Below are 24,827 nucleotides of genomic sequence, written 5' to 3' on the forward strand. Positions count from 1 at the left end.
TTTTTATGACCACCGCATTTTCCGGCGACCGCATCATCCTTCGTGATCTGGGCTTTTACGGCTACCACGGCGTTTTCGAGGAAGAGAAGAAGCTCGGCCAGCGATTCTTCATCGAGCTCGAATGTGGTCTCGACCTGTCTGGCCCCGCGAGCAGTGATGCGCTCGGCCACACAGTCTCCTACGCCGACATTTTCGACGTGGTGAAAGCAACTTTCGACGGCAAGCGCACCAAGCTGATCGAGGCGCTGGCGCAGAATATCGTCAACGCCCTGTTCGAAACCTTCGACGAAATCAACTGGATCATTATCCGGGTGCGCAAGCCCGAGGCACCGATTGCCATGGTGCGGGGCGAAGCGGCGATCGAACTCCACCGCGTGAGGCCGCAATAATGGCGCGGGCCTGGCTCAGCCTTGGGGCCAATATCGGCGACCCGGCGGCGCAACTCGTCCAAGCGATCAAGCGGCTGGATGCCCATGCCGGGATTTCGGTGACGCGGCAATCGTCGGTGATCCTCACGGCGCCCTGGGGCAATACCGATCAGCCGGATTTCGCCAATATGGCGGCCGAGGTCGAAACCGATCTGGAGCCGGTCGACCTTCTTCATGTCTGTCTCGACATCGAGCGCGACATGGGTCGGGTCCGGCACGAGGTCTGGGGTCCCCGCCTCATCGATATCGACATCATTGCCTATGAGCGGGTCGAGATGCACACGGGCAGGCTTACCCTCCCCCATCCCTTCGCGCATGAGCGAGAGTTCGTCCTGGGGCCGCTGCGGGAGATTGCTCCCGAGACGGCCGACTGGATCGTGGGCATTCGCAACTGATATCAGCAAATGCTAACAGTCTGCTAGCATCAAGCCCCTATTTGAGAGCCTCGACGACGGCGACGGCGATGTCGAATTCGACCCGGCGCTTGGCGCGGCGCTCGCTGGCTTCTTCGTCTTCACCCCACAGCCGGATCTGGTGATCCTCATCCACATGGGCGGCTTTCCAGACCTGGTCGGGCGTAAATAGGCCGTGCAGGAGGCCGATGGCGAGCAGGCCCGAACCGGTGATGCCGGTGATAGACACCAGCGCCGTCAGCGACAGAAGCCCTTGATTTTCAAGGGTTAAGTCGAGCTTCCTCAGCGTTTCCGCAGGCTGGGCCTGGTGAATGATGCCGATCGTCGGCTGGAAGGCCACATCGAATTTGCGTGCCAGGGCAACCAGGGCGCCGTCCCATTCGCGGTCCTGCTCGGCGACGAGTTCCTGGGGCGCATCCGCGCGATAAAGCAGCAGATCGCCAGCCGCAAACTTGCCGATTTCCGCCCGGAACTCGGGAATCCTCTCCTCCCCGCTTTCGACGGCGGAGTTGATCAGACGGACCATGGGCATGGTCGCCGGGTCGATGAATTCGCCCTGCGCCGCCCATTCGGCCGCCATGGTCTGGGCGATGCTAAGTGCTGGAACAATAACCGGAATCTTGTGACCGGGCGTGCGAACCTGACGGCCGTCGAGCGTCACCGCATAGCCGTCGTCGACCCGGGCAACATCGACTTCCTTGTAGAACCGCTTAGGCAGTTCGACCTTGTTCAGGTGCTGGGCGCGGCCATAGCCATCATCCATGTGCTTGTGGGCGTCTTCCAATTGGTCGCGCATGGTCAGGACTCCATAACGGCATCGATAGCGGCGGGCAGCTCGTCGTAGCTCGTCACAAGCAGATCGGCTCCGGCGGCGATCAGTTCCTCGGGCTGGTGATAGCCCCAGGTGACGCCGATCGCCTTGGTGCCCGCGGCCTTGCCCATTTCTATATCGAACGTGGTATCGCCGATGATCACGGTGTCACTCGCTTCGGCACCGGTCTCGGCCATGGCCCGCAGCATCATGCCCGGATGGGGTTTGGAGGGATTGTGGTCGGGGGTCTGCAGAGTGACGAAATGGTCGGCAATGCCATGCAGGGCCGTCAGGCGGTGAACGCCGAAAAGCCCCTTGCCGGTTGCAATGCCCAGAAGGGTATCGGCTCGGTCGCGCAGAAGGTTGAGGGCGTCCAGAGCGCCGGGAAACAGCCCTTCCCGACCCTCGGACGTCAACAGCGAGGCCCGGTAATGGGCCCGGTATTCATCAGCGAGCCTATTGGCCAGATCCGTGTCGTCCGAACCGAGGAGACGAGCCATGGCCACCGGGAGCGAAAGGCCAATGACCCGGCGCGACTGCGCCGGTGTCGGAGGCGTGAGGCCCGCGGAGGTAAAGGTCACGGCCATGTGCTCGGTGATCAACGCTTCCGTGTCGATCAGCGTGCCATCCATGTCGAACATGACAAGTTTCACGGATTGTCCTCAGGATCGGTGGATTGCACGTCGTAGCGATCGGCATCGAAGCCAAGCGCATCGAAGCTCTCGCGCATATGCGGGGGCAACGGCGCCGTTATGTCGAGGCGCTTGCCGTTGCGCAGGGGCAAAGACAGGCGTCGGGCGTGGAGGTGCAAACCCTCTCCGAGGCCCGGGGCTGCCTGCCAGTTTTCGATGTTGAAGTAGCGCGGATCGCCGATGATCGGGGTGCCGAGCTGGGCCATGTGCACACGCAGCTGATGGGTGCGGCCGGTAACAGGCTTCAGCGTAACCCAGGCAAAGCGCCGGCTCGCGGTATCTGTCGTCGAATAATAGCTCGAGGAATGCTGGGCGCCTGGAGTGCCGTTGCGGACAACGACCATCTGCTCACCATCGGCCGTCACCTGCTTGGCCAGGAAGCAGGAAATCTCGCCCTGGCGGGGTGTCGGGTTGCCGGCGACGATGGCCCAATAGATCTTGCGCGCTGAACGCGAGCGGAACACCGAGCCGAAGTGCTTGGCGGCTGCAGCGGTCTTGGCAACGATGATGCAACCGGACGTATCGCGGTCGAGTCGGTGGACCAGGCGCGGCGCCTCGCCCTGGGCATTGGGAATGCTCTTGAGGATGCCGTCGAGGTGGCGGACGGTACCGCTGCCACCCTGCACGGCTAGGCCGTGAGGCTTGTTGAAGACGATGACGTCATCATCCTCATAGAGGGTGATATCGCGCAGGAAGCGCACGTCTTCCTCGTTGACCCGAAGCGGCTTGACCGTACCGGGATCATCGATCGGCGGGACGCGGACAGTCTGGCCGGCGACCAGCCGCGTGCTGGTCTGTGCCCGCGCCTTGTCGACGCGGATGTCGCCGTTGCGGATGAGCTTCTGCAAACGCCCAAAACCCAGCTGCGGAAAATTACGCGCGAACCAGCGGTCGAGCCGCATGCCGTCTTCGTCTGGGGTGACTTCTTTATGTTGGACCGCGCTCATGCCGCTCCGCCTCTGCTAATCAAGAGCCCGAGATATAGGCCGGCGAGGCAAATCACAACCGACAAGGCGACATAGAAGGTAGCGTTTGCCAATTCGCCGCGCTCAATAAGTGTAATGGCGTCGAGCGAAAAGGCTGAAAAGGTCGTGAAACCGCCCAAAATGCCCACCGCGACGAAGAGGCGAGCGGCTTCCTGCCAGGGTGGCATAAAGCGGGCCAGCAGGCCGATGAAAATCCCCATGACCACCGAGCCGACTATGTTGATCAGCAGGGTCGCGAAGGGAAAGTTGGTCTCGAGATGACGCGTGACCAACAGGGTAAAGCTGTAGCGCGCCATGGCCCCCAGCGCCCCGCCTGCCCCGACGAGCAGCACGCTACCCATGGTTAAAGGCCCCGCAAGCGATTGTCGGCAAAGCCTGACAATTTGTTTGCACCATTCAAATTCCTGCACTCTAAGGTGCCGCTAAACCTCAGGAATCGGAATTCTAGACCCATGAAGCGCCTGTTGAAACTCTCTATCATCATGACAGTCGCGATCGCCTTGGGTGCCTGTTCGTTCGTCGCGCCCAAACGTGCCTTGGTCCCGGCAGCGCTGGCTGACACGGCCAGCATAGGCACGAGCACGACGCTGCGCTATTGGGGCGATGATCCCGAGTTTGCTTTCAGTCACACCCGCGTCAAGGCCGGCTCGGACGGAAAGGTGGATTTTCTTACCCTGTCCGGTGGCGGAATCAACGGCGCCTATGGCGCCGGTTTCCTGGTCGGATGGTCGCAGAGCGGAAAACGGCCTGAATTCGAAGTCGTCACCGGAATCAGCGTGGGTGCCATCATTGCTCCCCTCGCCTTTCTCGGCACGCCGTACGACGAAAAATTGAAATTGGTCTTCTCGTCGCTGACCGAAGCCACCAATCCCGCTGCCGATTTCATTTCGGCCGTATTCGGTGCGCCGTCCATCCTCAGCAATGCGCCGCTGCGGGCCGCTATCGCCACAGTCGTGGATGAGCGCGTGCTCACTGATATCGCCAAGGCGCATCGCGACGGTCGCCGCCTCTATGTCGGTACGACCAATCTCGACGCCCAGCGCCCGGTGGTTTGGGATATCGGCGCCATTGCCAACAGCAATCTGCCTAACCGCCTGGAATTGGTACACAATATCATCCTCGCGTCTGCAGCAGTTCCGGGCGTGTTCCCGCCGATTCTGGTGGATGTGGCAGCCCAGGGCCAGGCGTTCAACGAACTGCACGTCGATGGAGGGGTGACCCAGCAGGTTCTGCTCATGCCTGGCGGCTACGGCAATCGCGGCAATGGCACAGCCCAGCTCTATGTGATCTTCAACGGCGTCGTCGAGCCAACTAGAGAGACCGTGCAGATATCCAGCGTAAGCCTTCTGCAGCGCGCCGTGCCGACAATGTTGAAATATCTCGGCCGCGCTAATCTTGCGGAGCTGGCCAGCTCGGCCAAGAACAGCGGCGTGAGCTATCGTGTCACGGCCATTCCGGCAGAGTTTCCGGAGAGCAGCAGCCTCTTCGGCTCACCGCAATGGCTGAGCATGCTGTACGATTACGGCCTGCAAAGCGGCAAGGTCGGTGCGTGGCACCACCGCAACTGACCGGACAAACGCACTGGCCTCGCTGGTGCGTTTTTCTTTTGATGTCTCAGTGTCGTCACGCCCCTTACCCTTCGACAATCGGCGTAAGAATAGCGCGCAAGCACCGGGCGGGGATAACTAGTCCCTGCCCTTTGATTTTTCAGCACGAAGTCGGGCGAAATAATCCATGCGCTTGCGCAGATCCCTCTCGAAACCGCGTTCCACCGGCTCATAAAAGGCCTGCCGGCCTATCTTTTCCGGGAAGTATTCCTGGCCGGAAAAGGCTTCGGGCGTGTCGTGGTCGTAAATGTAGCCGTCGCCATAGCCTTCGCCCTTCATCAGTTTGGTCGGGGCGTTGAGAATGACCATTGGAGGCATGGGCGAACCCGTTGATTTCGCAATGGAAACTGCAGACTTGTAGGCGGTGTAGACGGCGTTCGACTTGGGGGCGAGGGCGAGATAGACGACCACCTGCGCGAGGGAGAGTTCTCCCTCCGGCGAGCCTAGCATCTGGTACGCATCGCGACCGGCGATGGCGAGGGGAAGGGCCTGGGGGTCGGCGAGGCCGACATCCTCAGAAGCCATACGAATCAAGCGTCTAGCAAGGAAAAGCGGGTCCTCGCCAGCGTCGAGCATGCGGGCAAAATAGTAGAGCGCGGCATCGGGATCGGAGCCGCGAATGGTCTTGTGCAGCGCCGAAATCAGGTTGTAGTGCCCGTCCTGCGCCTTGTCATAAATAGGCGCTCTACGCTGCACTATTGTTAGCAGACTGTTAGCATCAAGCGTCTCATTCGCCGCCACCGATGCTAAAATTTCTTCGACCAGGCCGAGCAGCGCCCGCCCGTCCCCATCGGCGAGACCGAGCAGGGTGTGACGAGCTTCCTCGGTGAGTGGCAGATTTGTCCCGAGCAGGGTTTCGGCGCGGCCAATCAGCTTTTCGAGGTCCTCTGGCCCGAGGGACTGGAAGCGGAGCACCTGGGCGCGCGAGAGCATGGCGGCGTTGAGTTCGAAGGACGGATTTTCCGTAGTCGCTCCAACGAGGACCAGGGTCCCGTCTTCCATGACGGGCAGGAAGCTGTCGAGCTGGGCGCGGTTGAAGCGGTGAATCTCGTCGACGAAGAGCAGCGTGCGGTGGCCGGAGAGGCGTTCGAAGCGGGCCTTCTCGAAAACCTTCTTGAGATCGGCGACGCCGGAGAAGATGGCCGAGATTTGCTCGAACTTGTAGCCGATCTGGTCGGCGAGCAGGCGGGCGACAGTGGTCTTACCGGTGCCGGGCGGTCCCCAGAGGATCAGCGAGCCAAGGCGGCCCGACGCGAGCATGCGGCGCAGCGTGCCGTTGGGGCCAAGCAGATGCTCCTGACCGATAACCTCATCCAGCGTCCGGGGGCGGAGCTGATCTGCCAGCGGACGGGCCTTGTCGGTTTCGTTGGGATCGGCAGAAAAGAGATCGGACATGGGAGGTTATTAGCAGAGTGCGGTAGGGATCGCACTATCTGGAGCGCTGTCTGTCTGAGCGCCAATTGCAGCTTGGGGGCTCGCTGAGTGGCCCTCGGGTCGAGCCCGAGGGAAGCCAGGGGACGGCAGGTAATAACCCGTTTAGATTCAGCCTCTTGCTGAACATGTCCGAGAAATTGAATCTGCTTTAGCTTTTGCCCGCCCTTCGAACATAGCTCTCAGGGCCTGACGACTACGTCGTCAGCCACTCACAATCGATCTGGTCACCCGGCCGTTGCGCTGGAGGATGATTTGCCAGGTGCGGACGCGCTGGGAGGCAAGAGAGGAGAAGGTCGCGGCATCGACCATGTCCCGATCGTTGAGCGAGAGGATGATATCGTCGACGCGCAGGCCCATGCCTTCGGCGGGAGAGCCGGGAGCGACCGCGGTGATGATGACACCGGTGGCGTCATAGGGCAGGCCCTTGGCTTCGGCGAGGGCGGGATCGAGCTGGCGAACCGAGACCCCAGAAAAGCGGGAATTGCCCGATATTGTGGCGAGAGCGGCGTCAGACGGTGCGGGTGCGGCCTCGACGGTGAACTCGACCGTCTCCTCCGCGCCACCGCGCAGGCGCTCCAGACGGGCAATCTGCCCAATAGGCCTCGTCGCGAGGCGGAAATTGAAGGCGCTGGGATCGTCGACGCGCTGACCATCCACGGACAGGATGACATCGCCCGAGCGGAAACCGGCCCGCTCGGCGGGGCCGCCCGGCGCTATTTCGGTCAGGAGGGCGCCGTGGGGCGCGTCCATGCCGAGGCTTTGGGCGATGTCGGCGTCGACCGGCTGCATCTTGGCGCCGAACCAGGGACGGATGATCTGGCCGCCCGTGACTCCCGCCTCGGCGACAAGGCGCGCCATATTTGCAGGAATGGCAAAGCCAATGCCGACCGATCCGCCGGTCTGAGAGAAAATGGCGGTGTTGATGCCAACCAAATGGCCGTCGAGATCGACCAAGGCGCCGCCGGAATTGCCGGGATTGATGGCGGCGTCGGTCTGGATGAAGAACTCATACTCCGAGGCCTCGACGCCGGTGCGCGCCAAAGCCGAGACAATGCCGCTGGTCACGGTCTGGCCGACGCCGAAGGGATTGCCGATGGCGAGGACGAGATCGCCGACCAGCAAGCCATCGCTGTCTGCAAAAGTAATGGCGGGGAAGGTGGCGCCCTTGGGGTCGCGGACGCGAAGGACGGCGAGATCGGTCTGCTTGTCTTCAACCACGATATCGACCGCAAATTCCCGCCCATCGCTGAGGGCGATGCGGACGTCGGTCGCGCCGCTGATAACGTGACTATTGGTCAGGATGACGCCGGCGCCTTCGACGATAACGCCCGAACCAAGGGAGCGGGATTCGCGGGGGCGGGACTGGAAGTATTGATCGCCGAAAAAGCGCGAGAAGAAGGGGTCGCTGGCAAAGGGCGAGGTCGTCTGCGACTCGATGCGAGTGGCATAGACATTGACCACGGACGGGGAAACAGCCTTCACTACCGGGGCAAAACTGAGCTTCACCTGGCCATCGCTGGTGGGCACGAGACGCTCGCCCGCATCGGGAGGCGAAACGAGCAGTTGAACCTGAGGCTGTGTCGGCGCGTTGACTGTCGTGAGGGCCAGGGTGGCCCCAAGCGCCAAAACCGCCAGGGCGACACCCGAAAACACCAGTGTTCTTAATGACATGGCTCAATCCTCAATCGCTTTTTTTCATCACCGAAGCACCGGTGCCGGATGCAGACGAAAACGCTTGCAATCTGTCATGAAAATGACGCGCGAACATTGTTGTTTCCAGGGGGAAATAATCGTTTGCGCCGGGGGGCACACCGCCCTATATGCAGCGCTCATTTCGATGCGCATCCGGCCGAATGATTGGGACAGAAAATTCCCGGACCCGCAGCACTTCCCCACCCTTCCTCCAGCCCCGAAAGGCCTGTTGTCCAATGACCGACGAGCCGAAAACCGTCTATCCCAATACTTCCGCGCTGATCGCTGCGGAAGCGCCGGATTATCCCTCGTTCCTGTTTTCGGAACGAGAGTTTCATCGCGCCATCAAGGTGTTCCGGAAGGGCTTTGACGGGCTGCTGACCTATGCGGTGAAGTGCAACCCCTCCCCGCACATCATCGCGCAGCTGCATGCCGAAGGGCTCAAGGCGTTCGACGTTGCCTCGAACCGCGAGATGGAACTGGTGCGCGACTACGCGCCGGGCGCGGTGATGCACTACAACAACCCGATCAAGAACAAGCGCGAAATCGAACGCGCCTATGAAGAGTTCGGCGTTCGCAGCTTCACCATCGACCATCCCCAACAGCTCGACCAGCTGGCCTCCGTCGTGTCGCCCAGCCGCGACGTGGAAGTGACCACCCGTTTCAAGGCCGGCAAGGCGCTGAAATCCTATGATTTCGGCATCAAGTTCGGCGTGATGGAACAGGGCGCGGCCGAAATCGTGACGGCCGTAGAGAAGATGGGCTATACGCCCAGCCTCTGCTTCCATGTCGGTTCGCAGTGCGAAGACGCCTATGCCTATGAGCGCCACATCGCGGCAGCGGCTCGAATCGTCGAGGAAGCCGGCATCGAACTCAAGCGCCTCAACATCGGTGGCGGCTATCCAGCCCCCTACCCGACCAGCGAAGCGCCGCCGATGGACCACTATTTCGAAACCATCGGCAATGCCGTGGAAGACCATTTCGGCAAGCGCAAGCCAGAGCTGATCATCGAGCCAGGCCGCGCGATCGTGACGTCGTCCACCTCGCTGCTGCTGCGCGTAAAACACCAGCGCGGCGGCCAGGCCGTTTATGTCAATGACGGGGCCTACGGCGCGCTGATGGAAGTGAAGTTCATGCACTTCACCCCGCCGGTTCGCGTCTGGCGCGGTCCGCGTATCCACGACAACAACGCCGAATTCAGCGAATTCACGCTGTGGGGCCCGACCTGTGACAGCTATGACGTGCTGCCACAGGTGTTCACCCTGCCGGCCGATATCGACGAGGATGACTGGATCGAGTTCGGTCTGATGGGTGCCTATACCCAGGCCTCGCTGACGCCGTTCAACGGCTTTGACCGGCGCGACCAGTACTGGGTCGAAGAGGTCTATACCGGCAAGGACATGGCGCCGGCCGAGTGATTTCGAAGGGGCGGGGATGAGAGATCATTCCCGCCCTTTTTGTGTTTCTGGGGGTAAGAACCCCTCCTCGCCTCCCCCTGATAGGGGGAGGGATTGCATCGATGTCACGGAAAGGTCGGTGAGCCACCAGCCGGCTCCTCCCCCTGTCAGGGGAGGTTGGGTGGGGGTATGAACGCCCGTAGGTCTGCTTCTGTGGCTCCACCCCACCCCGGCCCTCCCCATCGAGGGGAGGGAGAAGAGTGTGCGTGGAGAGAGAGGGGCTAGATCAGTCGGCAGCGTTACCGCCCCTGGAACACCGAGCGGTCGGCCAGGGGGCCGGTGATTTCGCTGACTTTTATTGCCCGACCTTCTCGGACGGATTTGAGCGCGGCGTCGGCAAGCGCAAGGGCGATGAGGCCGTCTATGCCGCTCGGCGAGGCCGGAGATTTTGATTCCACGAAATCGATGAAGCTACTGATTTCCCTCGCATAAGCTTCGGTGTAGCGGGTCATGAAGAAGTCATGCAGTGGCGGCCGGGTGTAACCGGACGCACTGGCGATTTCGATGGAAACCGGACGCTGGTTTTCGGCGGCTACGGCGCCCCTGGAGCCATGGACTTCGATGCGCTGGTCGTAGCCATAGGTGGCGCGGCGCGAATTGGAAATGGTGGCGTGCTTGCCCGAGGCAGTGGCGAGCATGACCGAGACGCTGTCATAATCGCCGGCCGCGCCGATAGCCTTGTCGACCAGCACGGAAGCCTGGGCGCTGACCGTGTCAATCTCCTCGCCAAGCAGGAAGCGGGCCATGTCGAAATCATGGATGGTCATATCGCGAAAGATGCCGCCGGAGCGCTTAATGTAGTCGACCGGGGGCGCGCCGGGATCGCGCGAGACGATGGTGACCATCTCGACGTCGCCGATCTGGCCCTCGTCGATGGCTTTTCGCACGGCCTGGAAATGGGGATCGAAGCGACGATTGAAGCCGACCATCAAGGTCCCGCCGACTTCGTCGACGATTTTTAGGCAGGATTTGACGCGCTCGACGTCGAGATCGATGGGCTTCTCGCAGAAGATGGCCTTGCCGGCGCGGGCGAAGCGCTCAATCAGCTCTGCATGCGTGTCGGTTGGCGTGCAGATGACGACGGCGTCGATGTCGCCGGCGGCCTCGATCGCCTCAATGGTACGAACCTCGGCGCCATATTGGCTAGTCAGGTCAGTGGCAGCCTGGGCCATGGCGTCGGCGACTGCGACGAGGCGTGCCTTGGGATTGGACGTCACGGCCCTGGCGTGAACCTTGCCAATGCGCCCGGCTCCGAGCAGGCCAAAACGAACAGACATGCGAAACTCTCCACCGCTGAGGCCGGCGGCGCGGCCGAATTGCGGTGGAATGATTAGGCGATTTCTGAAAGGAATGAAACGGAAATTCCGAGAATGCCAGCGGGAGGCTCAGTGCTCGCGGGCGCGTTCAAGGATGCGCTTGCACTCGAGCAGCTCGCGCAGGACCTCGGAGAGCCTGTTGCGCGATTCTTCGTCGAGCGCGGGGCTGGCTTCCATCAGCGCCTCTTCGACCACTGCCTCGTCGGCGGCTTCCTCAGCGTCCTCGATGAGCGGGATGATCTCATCCACCGGCCTGCCCTCGCCAACGGCGATGACATAGCGAGGCCCCTGCTCCTTGAGGATGCGCTGGACGCCCTTGATGGTGAAACCCTGATCGTAAAGAAGGTGCCGAATGCCCCGCAGGAGCATGACGTCTTCGGGCCGGTAATAACGGCGGCCGCCGCCACGCTTCAGCGGCTTGATCGTCGCGAAGCGCGTTTCCCAGAACCGGAGAACGTGCTGAGGAAGGTCAAGCTCCTCAGCCGCCTCAGAAATGGTCCGGAATGCGTCTGGAGACTTGTCCAAACCGCTAGCCCCTTCAGTAAGAAAACCTTACTTTTCAGCGCCGACCATAGACTTGTTAATCTTGGACTTCAACACGTTGCTGGGTTTGAACACAAGAACCTGCCGGGGGAGGATCGGCACCTCCTCACCGGTTTTGGGATTGCGGCCCACTCGCTCATTCTTGGAGCGGACCTGGAACGACCCAAAGGACGACAGTTTGACGTTTGCTCCCGTGACCAAGGCCTCGGTAATGAGCTCAAGCACGCGCTCAACCAGCTCCGCCGACTCGGTGCGGGACAAGCCCACAGTGCCGTAAACTGCTTCGGATAGGTCAGCCCGCGTAACCGTCTTCTGCGCCATAAGCACCCCCATTGCTGTTGCATGAGTGGTTTCCCGGCAAGACGGCGAACAACCCCCCACAGCTCGTCGCCGAACTGCCTGCGCCGGCAGGTAAACCGCTCAAACGACGCCGCCGTGACTTTCTTGTCCAGCTTCAGCGCCAGGCTCCTCCACCCGAAAATACACTAACGCCCTGAAACGCTTAAGGTCAATGCGGGTGGAGAAAGGTTACCAGCGGATCAGCGATGCGCCCCAGGTGAAGCCGCCGCCCATGGCCTCGAGCATGACGAGGTCGCCTTGCTTGATGCGGCCATCCGCAGTCGCCACGCTGAGTGCCAGGGGCACGGAGGCGGCGGAGGTATTGGCGTGGATATCGACAGTGACCACGACCTTTTCAGGCGGCAGGCCCAGCTTGGCCCCTGCCCCGTCGATAATGCGGCGATTTGCCTGATGAGGGACGAACCAGTCGAGATCGCCAACCGTGTAGCCGGTCTTTTCGAGCGTGGAATAGACCACGTCGGTGATCTTGCCGACGGCGTGACGGAAGACTTCGGGGCCCTGCATATGGACGTGGCCGGTGGTGCCGGTGGTGGACGGACCACCATCGACATAGAGCTTGTCCCAATGGTGGCCATCGGAGCGGAGCGCAGAAGCCAGAACGCCGCGTTCGGGCTCGCCATCGGCAAGGTCGACTTTTTCGAGGATCATGGCGCCGGCGCCGTCGCCGAACAGCACGCAGGTGGTGCGGTCGGTCCAGTCGAGCAGGCGCGAGAAAGTCTCGGCGCCGATGACGAGAGCCCGGGTGCCGAGGCCATTCTTGATGTAGCTGTCGGCAGTCGCGACGGCGTAGACAAAGCCCGAGCACACGGCCTGGATGTCGAACGCCATGCCGTGGTGGATGCCCAGCTTCATCTGCACGAGGGTTGCAGCGGCGGGGAAGGTGTAGTCGGGCGTCGTCGTGGCAACGATGATGAGGTCGATGTCATCAGGCGTCAGGCCCGCATTGGCGAGCGCGTTTTTGGCGGCGGCGACGGCGAGATCAGAGGTGTACTCGCCTTCGGCAGCGATGTGCCGTTCCTTGATGCCGACGCGCTGCTGAATCCACTCGTCGGACGTATCGACCGTCTTGGCGAGTTCTGCATTGGTCAGCACTTTTTGGGGCAGGTAGGCACCAACCCCGCGCACGATTGAACGAATCCTGGTCACGCCGACTTGGCCTCACTATCGGAAGGCGATTTGGGCGCCTCCCTGTTGACGGGAAAGCGCTGCATGCTGTCGCCGATTTTCTCGATCAGACGGCTGCGCGCCATTTCATAGGAAAGGCCCAGGGCGCTCTTGTAACCAATCTCGTCGGTGCCGCCATGGGATTTGATGACGATGCCATTGAGGCCCATGAACACCCCGCCATTGACGGTGCGCGGGTCCATCTTGCGCTTGAGGGCATTGAGCGCCGAACTGGCGAAAAGAGCGCCCAGCTTGCTCATCCAATTGGCCATGAGAGCGCTGCGGAGATAGGACGCGACCTGCCGGGCCGTGCCCTCAGCGGTCTTGAGGGCGATATTTCCGACAAATCCTTCGGTGACGACGACATCTACCGTGCCCTTGCCGATATCATCCCCTTCGACGAAGCCGTGATAGGTGAATCCCGATCCGCTGGCCTGCTGGAGGATCTTGCCGGCTTCCTTGATGTAGTCGAGCCCCTTCACTTCCTCGGTGCCGACATTGAGAAGGCCGACAGTGGGCGATTCCGAATCGAAGAGCGAACGCGCCAGGGCGGAGCCAAGAATGGCGTAGTCGACGAGCTGGCGAGCATCGGCACCGATGGTCGCGCCCATGTCGAGCACGATGATGTCGGTCCTCAGGGTCGGCCAGATGGCAGCAATGCCGGGCCGGGAAATGCCTTCCATGGGACGCAGGCAGAACGTGGCCATGGCCATCAGGGCGCCGGTATTGCCCCCAGAGATGGCCACATCGGCCTCGCCATCCTTGACCGCCTGAATGGCCATCCACATGGAGGACGTGCCCTTGCCCTTGCGGAGAGCCTGACTGGGCTTTTCGTCCATGGCGATGACCGTTTCGCAATGGCGAACGGTGGACGCGGCCTTGAGCCTGGGAAATTCTTCGAGAAGCGGGGTGATCTGCTCCTCGCGGCCATGAAAGATGAACCGGGCATTCTTGCGCTCGCGCAGAGCCAGATCGGCGCCATGGATGACGGCACGCGGGGCGTGATCGCCGCCCATGGCATCCACGGAAATCGTTATTGTATCGGTCATTTCAGCCCGTGTTTCGGCCCGCTTGGGCAGGCATGCAAACATATCCCATCACTGGGTGGGTGCAAGCCCCGACCCGATGGGAAGGAACACGACGATCCAAGATCGAACTGCATCCCTACGCGTTCGACCGCGCCGGACCGAAAGGGCCCGCTGCGATCAGTCTTCGTCCTTTTTTTCGGCCTTCAACCGTGCAAGGGCGGCGAATGGCCCTTCTTCCCCGTCTTTTTCATCGAGACCGAGCGCGTCGAGGCTTTCACCTGATGCCCGCGGGTAAGGGTCGATCTCAAGGCCCAGTGTTTCAAGCAAAAGCGCGCTCAGATCAACTTCCGGACCATCGATATGGTCTGGAAAATCGTCATCCTCGAGATCGATGAACACTTCCGAGCCTGGCGCCGGAGCGTCCTTCTGCCCACTGGCCGGGAGGAAGACGCGGTCGATTTCTGCAGCTATATCCTGGAATACAGGCTCAAAAGTGACCACCGAGGGTTGCTCGATGCGCGCCTTGAGCCATCCCTGGGCCCGCAGGCCGCCCCGGAGGGGCACAATGGTCAGCTCGGCCTGGAAGCGCTCCACAGCCGTCACCTTCATGGCCTCGGCAATGGCCGCGCGGGTGGGCGCATCGGCATCGACGGAAAGCGAGCGACCGGCGGAGGGCAGCTTGTCGATACGGACGATGGCGTCGAAAATGGGTTCTGCCTTATGCGTCATGCGGCTTCTCCGAAAGTGATCGAGCCCTTGACGATGGAATCGGCCGATTGGGTATGAAGAAAGGCATCCTGGGCGGCGACGTATGTGGCCAGTGCCGCGGCATGCTCGGATGCCTCGCCTTCGTAAATATTGCGCGCCAGGACACCCGCAAGGGCCTCGGAATCGTTGCGATCGAGAGCCTCATTCATGGCGGCGAGCAGCCCGAAAAAGATGTTACCCATCTTCTGGATCTTCTTCGGAACGCCCAGATCGGTGACGCCCATTTCGCGCAGGGAGCGGTCCATATCCTTGAAGAAAAGATCGAACACGGCCTGGCTGAAATCCTTGGTCGTCTCGGCGCGCAGGCGCCGGAACAACAGGGCCATGTGCACGCTGATCATGTCGAACCGGCCGGTAACCGTATCCGGCACGCCCAATTGGGCATAGAATTGCGGCTGTCGGGATTGCGCCACAATGGCCCGATAGACGGCATAAACGGCGTCAGTTGCTGTGTTCTTGCGGAACAACGACAGGATCATGGGATTGCGCTCAGCCTCGGGATCGGTCAAACACATGATTAGCGCGCCGGGCTGCTTGCCAGCTTGCCAGATCAGGGTGTTGACAGCTACACATTCCGGCGGTCATTGGGCACGCGCCTTGTTGTCACGCCTATAGTCGAGAGCCATCGGGAAAGTCAAATTCATGCTCCTGCGTATTGCCTCCGCTCCTATCGCACCGATCGCGGCAGCAGCCGTCATGGCACTCGCCCTTGTCGCCTGCACCAGCAGCACGTCGGTTGTTACCAGCCGCACGCAGGGCTACGAGATTTCCGACTCGGCCATGCAGCAGATCCGCGTCGGCCAGAGCCAGGACCTGGTTCGCGTCGTGCTGGGATCGCCACAGTCCACCAATTCCTTCGGCGACCAGAGCGCCTGGTATTATGTCGAGACCAAGGTGCAGCAGACTGCATTTGGCCTGTCGATGGTCCAGGAACGCACCGTTCTCGCCGTGTATTTCGACAAGAACAAGCGCGTTTCGGACAAGGCCGTCTACGGCCTGACCGATGGCAAGGTGGTGACCATCGAGCAACGCCGCACCCAGTCCTTCGGCGAAGACCGCACCTTCATCGACTCGATCCTGCAGTCGTTCTGATCGGTCTTACGTATTTTTAGATTTTGGAAGCCCCGGTTCACCGGGGCTTTTTTTTGTTGGGATTTTTCTGAGCACGGAGGTCACCCCCTCCGAGCGACGCTACGGCCAACGGGCCTAGCTTTGCTTGCCTCCCCCTTCGGAGGGGGAGGTGAAGGGGGCAGTGCTGGCCCAGCGCGCTGCCCCAAAAACAAAAATCCCCGCGCTGGGCGGGGATTGTAGGCCTGGTGCGGGAGGCTTGGCTCAGAGTTCGGCGCCGGCAGCGCGGGCGATGGTGTCGAGGGCGGCGTTGACGAGGCCGGAGGCGTCGTCTTCGTAAAAGGCCCGGGCGACATCGACATATTCGGTGATGACCACCTTGGCGGGGATATCCTTGCGGCGCAGCAGCTCGAAGGCGGCGGCGCGCAAAATGGCGCGCAGGGTGGCATCGACGCGCTCCATCGGCCAGCCGTCAGCCAGCGCCTGATCGACAGCAGGGTCGATTTCGAGCTGGTGCTTGGCTACGCCCCGGACGATCTGACGGAAGAAGTCGGCGTCGGCGGGCAGATATTGCTCACCCTCGATCTCACGGCCGAGATGGAAGGCGCCGAACTGGGCGAGCGTATCTTCCAGTGTCTGACGGCCCACATCCATCTGATAGAGAGCCTGCACCGCAGCGAGGCGAGCGGCGCCCCGCTGATTGGCTGGCCGATGGACCTGTGAGTCTCGTTTGGGAATATCTGTCATTTATGCGTTCAACTTTGCCTTAAGCGCGGCCAGGGCCAATGCGGCACGAGCGGCATCGCCGCCCCGGTCCTGCTCATTCTTGCGGGCGCGGATCCAGGCCTGCGCTTCATTCTCGACGGTCAGGATGCCGATGCCCAACGGAAGGGCATCGACGACTGCCAGTTCGGCCAAGGCACGGATGCTCTCGCCGGCCACAGCCTCGTAGTGATTGGTATGGCCGCGCATAACGCAGCCAAGGGCGATAAACCCGTCATAGTCGCCAGCCTCGAGCGCCATTGCGATGGCGACAGGCACTTCCATGGCACTGGGTACGCCGATGACCTCGTGCGTCGCACCGGCGGCCTCAAGGGCAGCAACGGCGCCGCCGCGCATCTCATCGGCAATGCCGGGATAGGAGCGCCCTTCCACGATGAGGAAGTGCTGTCCGGCCGCCGAATTGGCTTCAATAGGGAAGCGCTCGCCGTAGGAGTCCATGACTCGAAACCCTTGTGTTCCGCGCGCCCCGCCAAATCGGAGCGCACGAGCTAGTCCATTCCCTTAATCCGGCCTGACGGGGTCTGCAACAGGGACCGGTCAATCCTCGTCCGGGAATGACGGGGTCACGCCCTCGGCCAGTTCAGCCAGGAAGTCGCGGAAATCGTCGGCAGAAGAGAAATTCTTGTACACGGAGGCAAAGCGGACAAAGGCCACATCGTCGAGGCCCTTGAGCCCCTCCATCACGTATTCGCCGATCTGGTCGGAGGTGATTTCGACGTCGCCGAGGCTTTCGAGCTGGCGGACAATGCCCGAAATCATCCGCTCGGCGCGCTCGGGATCGACGGCGCGCTTGCGCAGCGCGGTATAGACCGAGCGGGAGAGCTTTTCGCGGTCGAAGGGGACCTTGCGGCCGCTCTTCTTGACCACGGTGAGGTCGCGCAGCTGCACACGTTCGAACGTGGTGAAGCGGCCGCCGCAGGCATTGCACACGCGGCGGCGGCGGATAGCGCCCGAATCTTCGGTCGGGCGGCTATCCTTCACCTGGGTGTCGTCGTTGCCACAATAGGGGCAGCGCATGGGTAACCCTTAGTTGGCGTAGATTGGGAAGCGGGCGGTGAGGGCCTTGACCTTCTCACGCACGGCCGCTTCGACGGATGAATTGTTGTCTTCGCCGTTGGTCTTGAGGCCGTCGAGCACTTCGATGATGAGCTCGCCAACTTCGCGGAACTCTTCGGTGCCGAAACCACGGGTGGTGCCGGCCGGCGTCCCGAGACGAATGCCCGAGGTGATCGCAGGCTTTTCCGGATCGAACGGGACGGCGTTCTTGTTGCAGGTGATGAAGGCGCGACCGAGGGCCGCCTCGGTGGCCTTGCCTGTGAGCCCCTTGGGACGCAGGTCCACCAGCATCAGATGGTTGTCGGTACCGCCCGAGACGATATCCACCCCACCCTTTACGAGGGTTTCGGCCAGGATCTGGGCGTTGGCAACGACCTGAGCGGCGTATTGCTTGAACTCGGGCTGCAGCGCTTCCTTGAAGGCAACGGCCTTTGCGGCGATCACATGCATCAGCGGGCCGCCCTGGATGCCCGGGAAAATGGCCGAGTTGATCTTCTTGGCGATCGCCTCGTCATTGGTCAGGATCAGGCCGCCGCGCGGGCCACGAAGGGTCTTGTGCGTGGTGGTGGTAGCGACATGGGCATGCGGGAACGGGCTGGGGTACTGACCGCCAGCGACGAGACCGGCAACGTGAGCCATGTCGACGAAGAGGATGGCGCCGACTTCATCGGCGATGGCGCGGAACTCGGCCCAGTCCATGACCCGCGAATAGGCCGAGAAGCCTGCCACGATCATCTTGGGGCTGTGCTCGCGGGCGAGCTGGCGGACCTGGTCCATGTCGACGCGGCCGTCCTGCTTGCGCAGACCGTACTGGATGGCATTGAACCACTTGCCGGACTGGTTAGGCTTGGCGCCGTGGGTCAGGTGGCCACCGGCGTCGAGCGACATGCCGAGGATGGTGTCGCCGGGCTGGACCAGCGCCTGATAGACGCCCTGGTTGGCCTGGGAGCCGGAATTGGGCTGAACATTGGCGAACTCGACGCCGAAGAGCTGCTTGGCGCGCTCGATGGCGAGGCTTTCGGCAATGTCGACGAACTCGCAGCCGCCGTAGTAGCGCTTTCCCGGATAGCCTTCGGCATATTTGTTGGTCATGACCGACCCCTGCGCCTCAAGGACGGCGCGGGAGACGATGTTTTCCGAGGCGATCAGCTCGATTTCGTGCTGCTGACGACCGAGCTCCTGACCGATGGCGCCGGCGATCTCGGGATCGGTCTCGGCCAGCGTATTGGAAAAGAAATTCGGAAACAGCGGAAGTGAGTTTGCAGCACTCATGAGAAGAAAACCTCGGACAAGAGGATACGGACGGGCGTGGCGGCGGTGTTATCACGACGGTGGGCGCGATTCCAAGGCCGGGTTAAGTCAGTAAGAATCATAGGGCTCCCCTGATTGACGGATGGATGCCCAGGCGAGCGGCTCTCTCAGGTTCGCGTTCCCCGATGGTTACCCATCTCATCTCGCCAGTCGCGCGAACGCCTCCTTATGGCCCAGAACCGGCGGAAGGAAAAGAGGGAACCTATGTCGCAGGCTGGCGCGTGCCTGGGGTCCAGCCGGGGAATGCCCCTGCGCGGCTAAATTTTGGTGGCGGGCCCCCAGTTTCGCCATGCACGGGGCGCAATAGCCGATAGTTACATCCGTGTGCCGCCTTGCGATCGGCTCGGTACTGCCTAGATAGCAAGTATCCTTTCGTAACCACAGAGACCATGCCATGAGCGATTATCGGCATAATCTGCGTTTCGGCACGTTCATCACCCCCTCGGCCCAGCGGGTGGACGACGTCGTCGTGCTAGCGCAGGAGACCGAAGCCCACGGGCTCGACCTCGTCACCTTCCAGGACCACCCCTACCAGTCCAACTTCGTCGATACCTGGACGCTCTTGTCCTATGTCGCGGCCAAGACCAGTCGCGTGAGCCTTTCGGGCAATGTGCTGAACCTGCCCTTGCGCCAGCCGGCCGTGCTGGCACGCGCCGTTGCCAGCCTCGATCTGCTGACGCAAGGGCGCGTAGAACTTGGCCTCGGCGCGGGCGCGTTCTGGGATGGCATCGAGGCGATGGGCGAAGAAAAGCTCACGCCCGGACAGGCGGTCGACGCGCTGGAAGAAGCCATGGATATCATCCGGGGTATCTGGGACGCGGGCGAGGCCGGCGGTGCTCGGCTCGATGGCACCTATCACAAAGCGCGCGGCGCGCGCCGCGGCCCCCTGCCCCATCATCCCGTCGGTATCTGGCTCGGCGCCTATAAGCCACGCATGCTGAGGCTGGTGGGCCGAAAGGCCGATGGCTGGCTGCCCTCGCTTGGATATATCAAGTCGCCGACCATGGCCGAATCCAATGCCATTATCGATGACGCGGCCGTGGAGGCCGGACGCGACCCGCGCGACATCAGGCGGCTGCTCAATATCAGCGGCCGGCTGGCAACGCCCGAAGATGTTGCAGAGATGGTCGACCAGCTCGTCGGATTGGCGCGCGAGCACGGTTTCTCGACATTCATCCTGCCTGCAGACAGTTCGGGGCCGATCGCGCTGTTCGGCGACGAGGTCGCGCCGGCCGTACGCGCCAAGGTGGAAGCGGCCCGGGCGTCGAAAGGCACGGCTGCGGCCCCAGGCCGGACGAGAGCGGTAATGGCAAAGAGGCGCATCGGAATAGACTACGACGCTATTCCGGCGAGCCTGGCAGAGCGGGTCGTCGAACCGGGCGACCACGACTTTCCCAAATTCCGCTCCACCTATCTCTATAGGGGGAATCCTGGCCTCGTGCTGCGGCCGTGGACGGCGGAAGAGGTGTCGGCGGCCACTACCTATGCGGCACGGCAGAACGTCGCCCTGGCGGTGCGCAGCGGCGGCCACGGCATTTCAGGCCAGGCTACCAATGATGGCGGCATCGTCCTCGATTTGGGGCAGATGAACGAGATCAGGCTTCTCGACGCCAGGACCGGCCTGTTCCGCGTCGGCGCGGGGGCCCGCTGGGGCGATGTGGCGACAGCACTGGCGCCTCATGGGCTGGGCATGGGCTCGGGCGACTATGGCGATGTCGGCGTCGGTGGGCTCGCCACGGCAGGCGGTATCGGCTGGTTTTCGCGAAAACATGGCCTGACCCTCGATCACGTCAAGGCGGCCGAGATCGTGTTGGCCGATGGGCGGCTCGTGCGGGCGGACAAGGACAATCACAAGGACCTGTTCTGGGCCATTCGCGGCGCCGGCGCCAATTTTGGTGCGGTGACAGCGCTGGAGCTGGAAGCCTATCCCGTCGGCAATGTTGTGTTCGCGCAGCTCACCTACGATCTCAGCGATGCTCGTGCCGTCCTGCCCCGCTGGGCAGAGGCGGTGGTCTCCGCGCCACGGGAGCTCACGAGCTTCCTGACCATGGTTCCGGCCCGGTCAGGCAATCCGGCAATCGGGCAGGCCAGCATCGTGATCGCCAATCCTGATCCAACCATAGCCGAACCCATGCTGCAGCCCTTCCTCAGCGTCGGCCCGGTACTGGGCAGCCAGGCCTATATCATTCCCTATACAGGGCTCGTCGAAACCAATTTCAGCGGGCATGACGGGTCCGGCGATTTTGTCTCACGGGCGGGCCTCGTGACAGGGCTGACGCCCGACTTGGCCGGGGCCATGGGCGAAATCCTGCGCGGCAAGGCGACCAATATGATGCAGTTGCGGGCGGTCGGCGGCGCGGTGAACGATGTGCCTGTTGACGCGACCGCATACGCCCATCGGCACCAGAATTTCAGCCTCAACGCTAGCGGATTTGGCAGCACAGCCCACCGTCTCGAAAGCCTGTGGCCGATAGTCGAACCCTATCTCGACGGGCTCTACCTCAACTTCGAAACATCGCGGGACCGCGCTCAGCTCGACAGGGCCTTCCCCGGCGAGACGCTGCAAAAACTGCGTTTGCTCAAGGCAGAATACGATCCAGGCCAGCTGTTCGGCACGAACTTCCCTATTCCGCCGGCTCAGGCTGACGCGGTCGCGCCGAATTCGGACGATGCACAAGTCCTAGCCGGATGAGGCTCTCGGCAGCGCTCAGAATTGCCTCCTCGACGGTAAAATAGGGCCGGCCCAGGAGGCGCTCACCTTTTGCGCCATCAAAATGTTTCTCGTTGCCGATATCGTTTATGATCTGCCGGACGGGGCCATTCATTAGGGCCACGAGGCGCATCAGCCAGTCGGGGACAGTCTTGAGCGTCACGGGGTAATCGGGATAGGCGCGGCGGAGAATCGCGGCGACCTGGTCAAAGCGGGTGTAGGGGCCCGTGCACAGATAGCGCTGGCCAATGCTTTCGGGATCGCGCAGGGCCGCCAGATGCATTGCCGCGACATCGCGCACATCGGAAATCGCAAAGCCGATGCGCGGCATGGCGGGGGTCGAGCCATCCAGGAGCCCGCTGACAAGGCCGAGCGAGATGCTGGTCTGGGGATCGGACGCGGGACCGAGAATGGCCCCGGGGTGGATCGTGGTAAGTTCCATTCCCTTGCCGCTGGCGAAGGCCCACGCCGCCTGCTCGGCCCGGGTCTTGCCGATGCAATAGGCCCAGGGATGGCGCATTTTTGACAGATCGGTGAAATCCGCCTCGGTATAAGTGCGGACGCCACTATCGTAACCATGACCATAGCCGACAGTGGCAATGGAAGAGGTCATCACCACGCGCCTGATGCCTTCGGCGTGCGCAAAGCGCAGGATGCGTTCCGTGCCCTCCACAGCCGGACGGATTACAGTGGACGGATCCCGGGGCTCTTCGGCGACGATGACAGTCGCAACATGCATCACCGCCTGGACATCGGCCATGGCCGACGCCCACCCCGCATCGTCGAGGAGGTCGGCCTCCACGATCTCGAGGCGATCCTCCCTGCCCGGGGCTAGGGCCACGGTGGCCGCCTGGATCGACTGCAGGCGCGAGCGGGTTCGGACCGTGCCCCGCACCAGATATCCGGCGCGGAGGAGTTCACCGATAAGATGCCTGGCAACGAAGCCCGAAGCTCCGGTGACGAGAATGCGATCCATTATGTCCCCCCGTATCTCCTCAATGGGTACACACTGGATGGATCGCGTGAAAGCGGGAAAACAAGCCCGGCGCCAGGGTCATTGCACCTGGCAGCGAAGGGTCGGGGCCCGAATATTGAACTGCTTAGTCTGACTGCCGCCATGCCGTTCGTCTAGATTCAACGGCGGAGAGAGGCTCCACCGAACGTGAGGAGACGAAAATGCAGTTCCTGGTCGCGATCCATTTGCCCGACGACTACGACACCGCGCAGGAAAACAGCGCGCTGCGGGCGGACATTTCAGATCTCAATGAAGAGATGATCGCTAAAAATGTTCGGGCCTTCGTGGGAGGCCTCGAGCCGGCGCGGCGGGCTCGAACAATCCGAGCCGACCGCAATGGCGGCACCGTGATCACGGACGGCCCCTTCGTCGAAGCCAAGGAGCATGTTGGAGGGTTCTGGGTGCTCGAATGCAAGGACATCGAGGACGCGCTGGACTGGGGCAAGAAGGCCGCAATCGCTTGCAGGGCGCCCGTCGAGGTCCGGGCCTTCAATCCCGTGCCGCCGGAGCGGCTCAAAGCCCGGGCGGAAGCCGAGAGACGCGGCTGAACCGCCCTGCCCGCCCAGGCAGACACCGACCGTACCAACCGGATCACAGAAAACAAAAAGGGCGACCACAGAGGCCGCCCTTTTGAATTTGATGCTGAAGCGCTCTTATGCGGCTTCGGCTTCGTCGTCCTGTGCGAAGGACGGACCGGAGTCCAAGCCCTTGGCATTGACGTCGCGATCGACAAACTCGATCACGGCCAGCGGGGCGTTGTCGCCATAGCGGAAGCCGGCCTTGAGGATGCGGATGTAGCCGCCCTGACGCTCGGCATAACGCGGGCCGAGGACTGCGAAAAGCTTCGCAACCATGGCTTCGTCACGGATCTGGGCGATCGCCTGACGACGAGCGTGCAGGTCGCCGCGCTTGCCGAGGGTGATCAGCTTCTCGACGATCGGACGCAGGTCCTTGGCCTTGGGAAGCGTGGTAACGATCTGCTCGTGCTTGATCAGCGCAGCAGACATATTGGCGAACATCGCCTTACGGTGGGAAGCGGTACGGCTGAATTTGCGGCCGCGATTACCGTGTCGCATGGGTTATCTCCTAAAAGTCTTGGCCGGCGCCGGATCAGTAATGATCTTCGTAGCGCTTGGCGAGGTCATCGATATTCTCAGGCGGCCAGTTGTTGACGTCCATCCCGAGATGAAGCCCCATTTGTGCCAGGACTTCCTTGATTTCATTGAGCGACTTGCGGCCGAAATTCGGAGTCCGCAGCATTTCGGCTTCCGTCTTCTGGATAAGGTCGCCGATGTAGACGATGTTGTCGTTCTTGAGGCAGTTGGCCGAACGAACGGAGAGTTCGAGTTCGTCCACCTTCTTGAGCAGAGCCGGGTTGAAGGCCAGTTCGGGAACGGCATCCTGTGCCTTTTCCTTGCTGGGCTCTTCGAAGTTCACGAAAACCGACAGCTGGTCCTGGAGAATGCGCGCAGCGTAAGCCACGGCATCTTCCGGCGACACGGCGCCATTGGTCTCGACCTGCAGGGTGAGCTTGTCCTTGTCCAAGCTTTCGCCAGCGCGGGTCGCGTCAACCTTGTAGCTCACGCGGCGAACCGGCGAGAACAGGGCGTCGACCGGAATATAGCCAATCGGGGCATCTTCCGGACGATTCTTGTCGGCGGGGACATAGCCCTTGCCGGTATTGACGGTGAACTCGATATTGATTTCGGCACCATCGTCGAGATGGCAGATCACGAGTTCGGGATTGAGCACTTCGATGTCGCCCGACACCTTGATGTCGCCAGCCGTCACCGAGCCCGGGCCTTGCCGGGTCAGAGTGAGACGCTTCGGACCTTCGCCACCCATCTTGATGGCGATTTCCTTGACGTTCAGCACCAGATCGGTGATGTCCTCACGCACGCCGGGCAGAGACGAGAATTCGTGCAGAATGCCGTCGATCTGAATCGCGGTGACTGCGGCGCCCTGAAGCGACGACAGCAGAACGCGACGCAGCGCATTGCCCAAGGTAAGGCCGTAGCCGCGCTCGAGAGGCTCGGCGATCACCGATGCCTGGCGCGTATCGACGCCATCCGAAACAATCTCCAGCTTGGTCGGCTTGATGAGTTCCTGCCAGTTCCTCTGGATCGTCACGGTATTGTCCTTTCAAATTCGCGGCCCGCTAAGGCCGCTCCGCCGCAAACACAAT

General features: G+C 62.0%; 27 protein-coding genes and 1 riboswitch. Of the genes, 7 read left to right on the plus strand and 20 right to left on the minus strand.

Annotated elements, in window-relative coordinates; genetic code table 11:
• Positions 1-5: 5 nt before the first annotated feature.
• Positions 6-389, plus strand: a complete 384-nt coding sequence (gene folB / locus N0P34_RS12985) for a dihydroneopterin aldolase (protein ID WP_275603657.1) — start codon at positions 6-8, stop codon at positions 387-389.
• Entirely contained in the window at positions 389-823 is a 435-nt protein-coding gene (gene folK / locus N0P34_RS12990; protein ID WP_275603658.1) for a 2-amino-4-hydroxy-6-hydroxymethyldihydropteridine diphosphokinase, read from the plus strand. Before folB ends, folK begins: the two co-directional genes overlap by 1 nt.
• Positions 824-860: 37 nt before the next feature.
• On the opposite strand, the gene N0P34_RS12995 is transcribed toward folK, so the two are convergent.
• Genes N0P34_RS12995 through crcB form a run of 4 tightly spaced genes read right to left on the minus strand, consistent with a single transcriptional unit; the run spans position 861 to position 3,740 of the window.
• Positions 861-1,637 (minus strand): ATP12 family protein, encoded by a 777-nt coding sequence (locus N0P34_RS12995; protein WP_275603659.1) that lies wholly within the window; start codon positions 1,635-1,637, stop codon positions 861-863.
• A gap of 2 nt (positions 1,638-1,639) precedes the next feature.
• The gene (locus N0P34_RS13000) at positions 1,640-2,305 is read right to left on the minus strand and encodes an HAD-IA family hydrolase (RefSeq protein ID WP_275603660.1); all 666 of its coding nucleotides are present in this window, start codon (positions 2,303-2,305) and stop codon (positions 1,640-1,642) included.
• Entirely contained in the window at positions 2,302-3,291 is a 990-nt protein-coding gene (locus tag N0P34_RS13005; RefSeq protein ID WP_275603661.1) for an RluA family pseudouridine synthase, read from the minus strand. The genes N0P34_RS13000 and N0P34_RS13005 overlap by 4 nt, the downstream gene beginning before the upstream one ends.
• Positions 3,288-3,740 (minus strand): fluoride efflux transporter CrcB, encoded by a 453-nt coding sequence (gene crcB / locus N0P34_RS13010; RefSeq protein WP_345774429.1) that lies wholly within the window; start codon positions 3,738-3,740, stop codon positions 3,288-3,290. Before crcB ends, N0P34_RS13005 begins: the two co-directional genes overlap by 4 nt.
• A gap of 42 nt (positions 3,741-3,782) precedes the next feature.
• Here crcB and N0P34_RS13015 point away from each other — a divergent pair, with 42 nt between their 5' ends.
• Entirely contained in the window at positions 3,783-4,898 is a 1,116-nt protein-coding gene (locus N0P34_RS13015; protein ID WP_275603662.1) for a patatin-like phospholipase family protein, read from the plus strand.
• A 117-nt stretch (positions 4,899-5,015) separates the two neighbouring features.
• Here the strand turns inward: N0P34_RS13015 and N0P34_RS13020 are convergent, their stop codons facing one another.
• Together N0P34_RS13020 and N0P34_RS13025 are read right to left on the minus strand one after the other, a co-directional pair.
• A complete protein-coding gene (locus N0P34_RS13020; protein WP_275603663.1) occupies positions 5,016-6,332 on the minus strand; it encodes a replication-associated recombination protein A in 1,317 nt (438 codons plus the stop codon).
• A gap of 240 nt (positions 6,333-6,572) precedes the next feature.
• Positions 6,573-8,042 (minus strand): Do family serine endopeptidase, encoded by a 1,470-nt coding sequence (locus N0P34_RS13025; protein WP_275603664.1) that lies wholly within the window; start codon positions 8,040-8,042, stop codon positions 6,573-6,575.
• A gap of 257 nt (positions 8,043-8,299) precedes the next feature.
• Between N0P34_RS13025 and N0P34_RS13030 the strand changes: the two genes are divergently transcribed.
• Positions 8,300-9,481: a hypothetical protein gene (locus N0P34_RS13030; protein ID WP_275603665.1), complete on the plus strand. Its 1,182-nt coding sequence runs from the start codon at positions 8,300-8,302 to the stop codon at positions 9,479-9,481.
• A gap of 278 nt (positions 9,482-9,759) precedes the next feature.
• On the opposite strand, the gene iolG is transcribed toward N0P34_RS13030, so the two are convergent.
• From iolG to N0P34_RS13065, 7 genes are all read right to left on the minus strand, one after another.
• Complete coding sequence (iolG, locus tag N0P34_RS13035) at positions 9,760-10,797, minus strand: inositol 2-dehydrogenase (RefSeq protein WP_275603666.1); 1,038 nt, start codon at positions 10,795-10,797, stop codon at positions 9,760-9,762.
• Positions 10,798-10,905: 108 nt separating this feature from the next.
• Positions 10,906-11,361 carry a MerR family transcriptional regulator gene (locus tag N0P34_RS13040; RefSeq protein ID WP_275603667.1) on the minus strand — a complete coding sequence of 152 codons (456 nt, stop codon included), beginning with the start codon at positions 11,359-11,361 and terminating at the stop codon, positions 10,906-10,908.
• Positions 11,362-11,388: 27 nt separating this feature from the next.
• Positions 11,389-11,700 carry an integration host factor subunit alpha gene (locus N0P34_RS13045; RefSeq protein ID WP_275603668.1) on the minus strand — a complete coding sequence of 104 codons (312 nt, stop codon included), beginning with the start codon at positions 11,698-11,700 and terminating at the stop codon, positions 11,389-11,391.
• Positions 11,701-11,907: 207 nt separating this feature from the next.
• Positions 11,908-12,885 (minus strand): beta-ketoacyl-ACP synthase III, encoded by a 978-nt coding sequence (locus N0P34_RS13050; RefSeq protein WP_275603669.1) that lies wholly within the window; start codon positions 12,883-12,885, stop codon positions 11,908-11,910.
• Positions 12,882-13,952 carry a phosphate acyltransferase PlsX gene (gene plsX / locus N0P34_RS13055; protein ID WP_275603670.1) on the minus strand — a complete coding sequence of 357 codons (1,071 nt, stop codon included), beginning with the start codon at positions 13,950-13,952 and terminating at the stop codon, positions 12,882-12,884. The genes N0P34_RS13050 and plsX overlap by 4 nt, the downstream gene beginning before the upstream one ends.
• A 156-nt stretch (positions 13,953-14,108) precedes the next feature.
• Positions 14,109-14,660, minus strand: a complete 552-nt coding sequence (locus N0P34_RS13060) for a DUF177 domain-containing protein (protein WP_275603671.1) — start codon at positions 14,658-14,660, stop codon at positions 14,109-14,111.
• Complete coding sequence (locus N0P34_RS13065; RefSeq protein WP_275603672.1) at positions 14,657-15,214, minus strand: ubiquinol-cytochrome C chaperone family protein; 558 nt, start codon at positions 15,212-15,214, stop codon at positions 14,657-14,659. Before N0P34_RS13065 ends, N0P34_RS13060 begins: the two co-directional genes overlap by 4 nt.
• Positions 15,215-15,341: 127 nt before the next feature.
• On the opposite strand from N0P34_RS13065, the gene bamE reads away from it, so the two are divergent.
• Positions 15,342-15,791, plus strand: coding sequence for an outer membrane protein assembly factor BamE (gene bamE, locus N0P34_RS13070; RefSeq protein WP_275603673.1), 450 nt, complete (start codon positions 15,342-15,344; stop codon positions 15,789-15,791).
• A gap of 240 nt (positions 15,792-16,031) precedes the next feature.
• On the opposite strand, the gene nusB is transcribed toward bamE, so the two are convergent.
• The 4 genes from nusB to glyA all read right to left on the minus strand — a co-directional run bounded on the left by nusB (position 16,032) and on the right by glyA (position 18,878).
• Positions 16,032-16,514, minus strand: a complete 483-nt coding sequence (gene nusB / locus N0P34_RS13075; protein ID WP_275603674.1) for a transcription antitermination factor NusB — start codon at positions 16,512-16,514, stop codon at positions 16,032-16,034.
• On the minus strand, positions 16,515-16,988 hold the full coding sequence (gene ribH / locus N0P34_RS13080) for a 6,7-dimethyl-8-ribityllumazine synthase (RefSeq protein WP_275603675.1): 474 nt from the start codon (positions 16,986-16,988) through the stop codon (positions 16,515-16,517).
• Between the two features lie 99 nt (positions 16,989-17,087).
• Entirely contained in the window at positions 17,088-17,567 is a 480-nt protein-coding gene (gene nrdR / locus N0P34_RS13085; RefSeq protein ID WP_275603676.1) for a transcriptional regulator NrdR, read from the minus strand.
• Positions 17,568-17,576: 9 nt separating this feature from the next.
• On the minus strand, positions 17,577-18,878 hold the full coding sequence (glyA, locus tag N0P34_RS13090; RefSeq protein WP_275603677.1) for a serine hydroxymethyltransferase: 1,302 nt from the start codon (positions 18,876-18,878) through the stop codon (positions 17,577-17,579).
• A 120-nt stretch (positions 18,879-18,998) separates the two neighbouring features.
• Positions 18,999-19,081: riboswitch (ZMP/ZTP riboswitch) on the minus strand.
• Between the two features lie 230 nt (positions 19,082-19,311).
• Between glyA and N0P34_RS13095 the strand changes: the two genes are divergently transcribed.
• Positions 19,312-21,609, plus strand: coding sequence for an LLM class flavin-dependent oxidoreductase (locus N0P34_RS13095; protein WP_275603678.1), 2,298 nt, complete (start codon positions 19,312-19,314; stop codon positions 21,607-21,609).
• Here N0P34_RS13095 and N0P34_RS13100 read toward each other — a convergent pair.
• Complete coding sequence (locus N0P34_RS13100) at positions 21,542-22,603, minus strand: NAD-dependent epimerase/dehydratase family protein (RefSeq protein ID WP_275603679.1); 1,062 nt, start codon at positions 22,601-22,603, stop codon at positions 21,542-21,544. The genes N0P34_RS13095 and N0P34_RS13100 overlap by 68 nt on opposite strands.
• 200 nt (positions 22,604-22,803) lie before the next feature.
• On the opposite strand from N0P34_RS13100, the gene N0P34_RS13105 reads away from it, so the two are divergent.
• Positions 22,804-23,190: a YciI family protein gene (locus tag N0P34_RS13105; protein WP_275603680.1), complete on the plus strand. Its 387-nt coding sequence runs from the start codon at positions 22,804-22,806 to the stop codon at positions 23,188-23,190.
• A 105-nt stretch (positions 23,191-23,295) separates the two neighbouring features.
• Here N0P34_RS13105 and rplQ read toward each other — a convergent pair whose 3' ends face one another.
• The gene (gene rplQ / locus N0P34_RS13110) at positions 23,296-23,718 is read right to left on the minus strand and encodes a 50S ribosomal protein L17 (protein ID WP_275603681.1); all 423 of its coding nucleotides are present in this window, start codon (positions 23,716-23,718) and stop codon (positions 23,296-23,298) included.
• A 34-nt stretch (positions 23,719-23,752) separates the two neighbouring features.
• A complete protein-coding gene (locus tag N0P34_RS13115) occupies positions 23,753-24,772 on the minus strand; it encodes a DNA-directed RNA polymerase subunit alpha (protein WP_275603682.1) in 1,020 nt (339 codons plus the stop codon).
• Between the last annotated feature and the right edge of the window lie 55 nt (positions 24,773-24,827).

The organism is Devosia sp. FJ2-5-3, assembly GCF_029201545.1.
Lineage (GTDB): Bacteria > Pseudomonadota > Alphaproteobacteria > Rhizobiales > Devosiaceae > Devosia.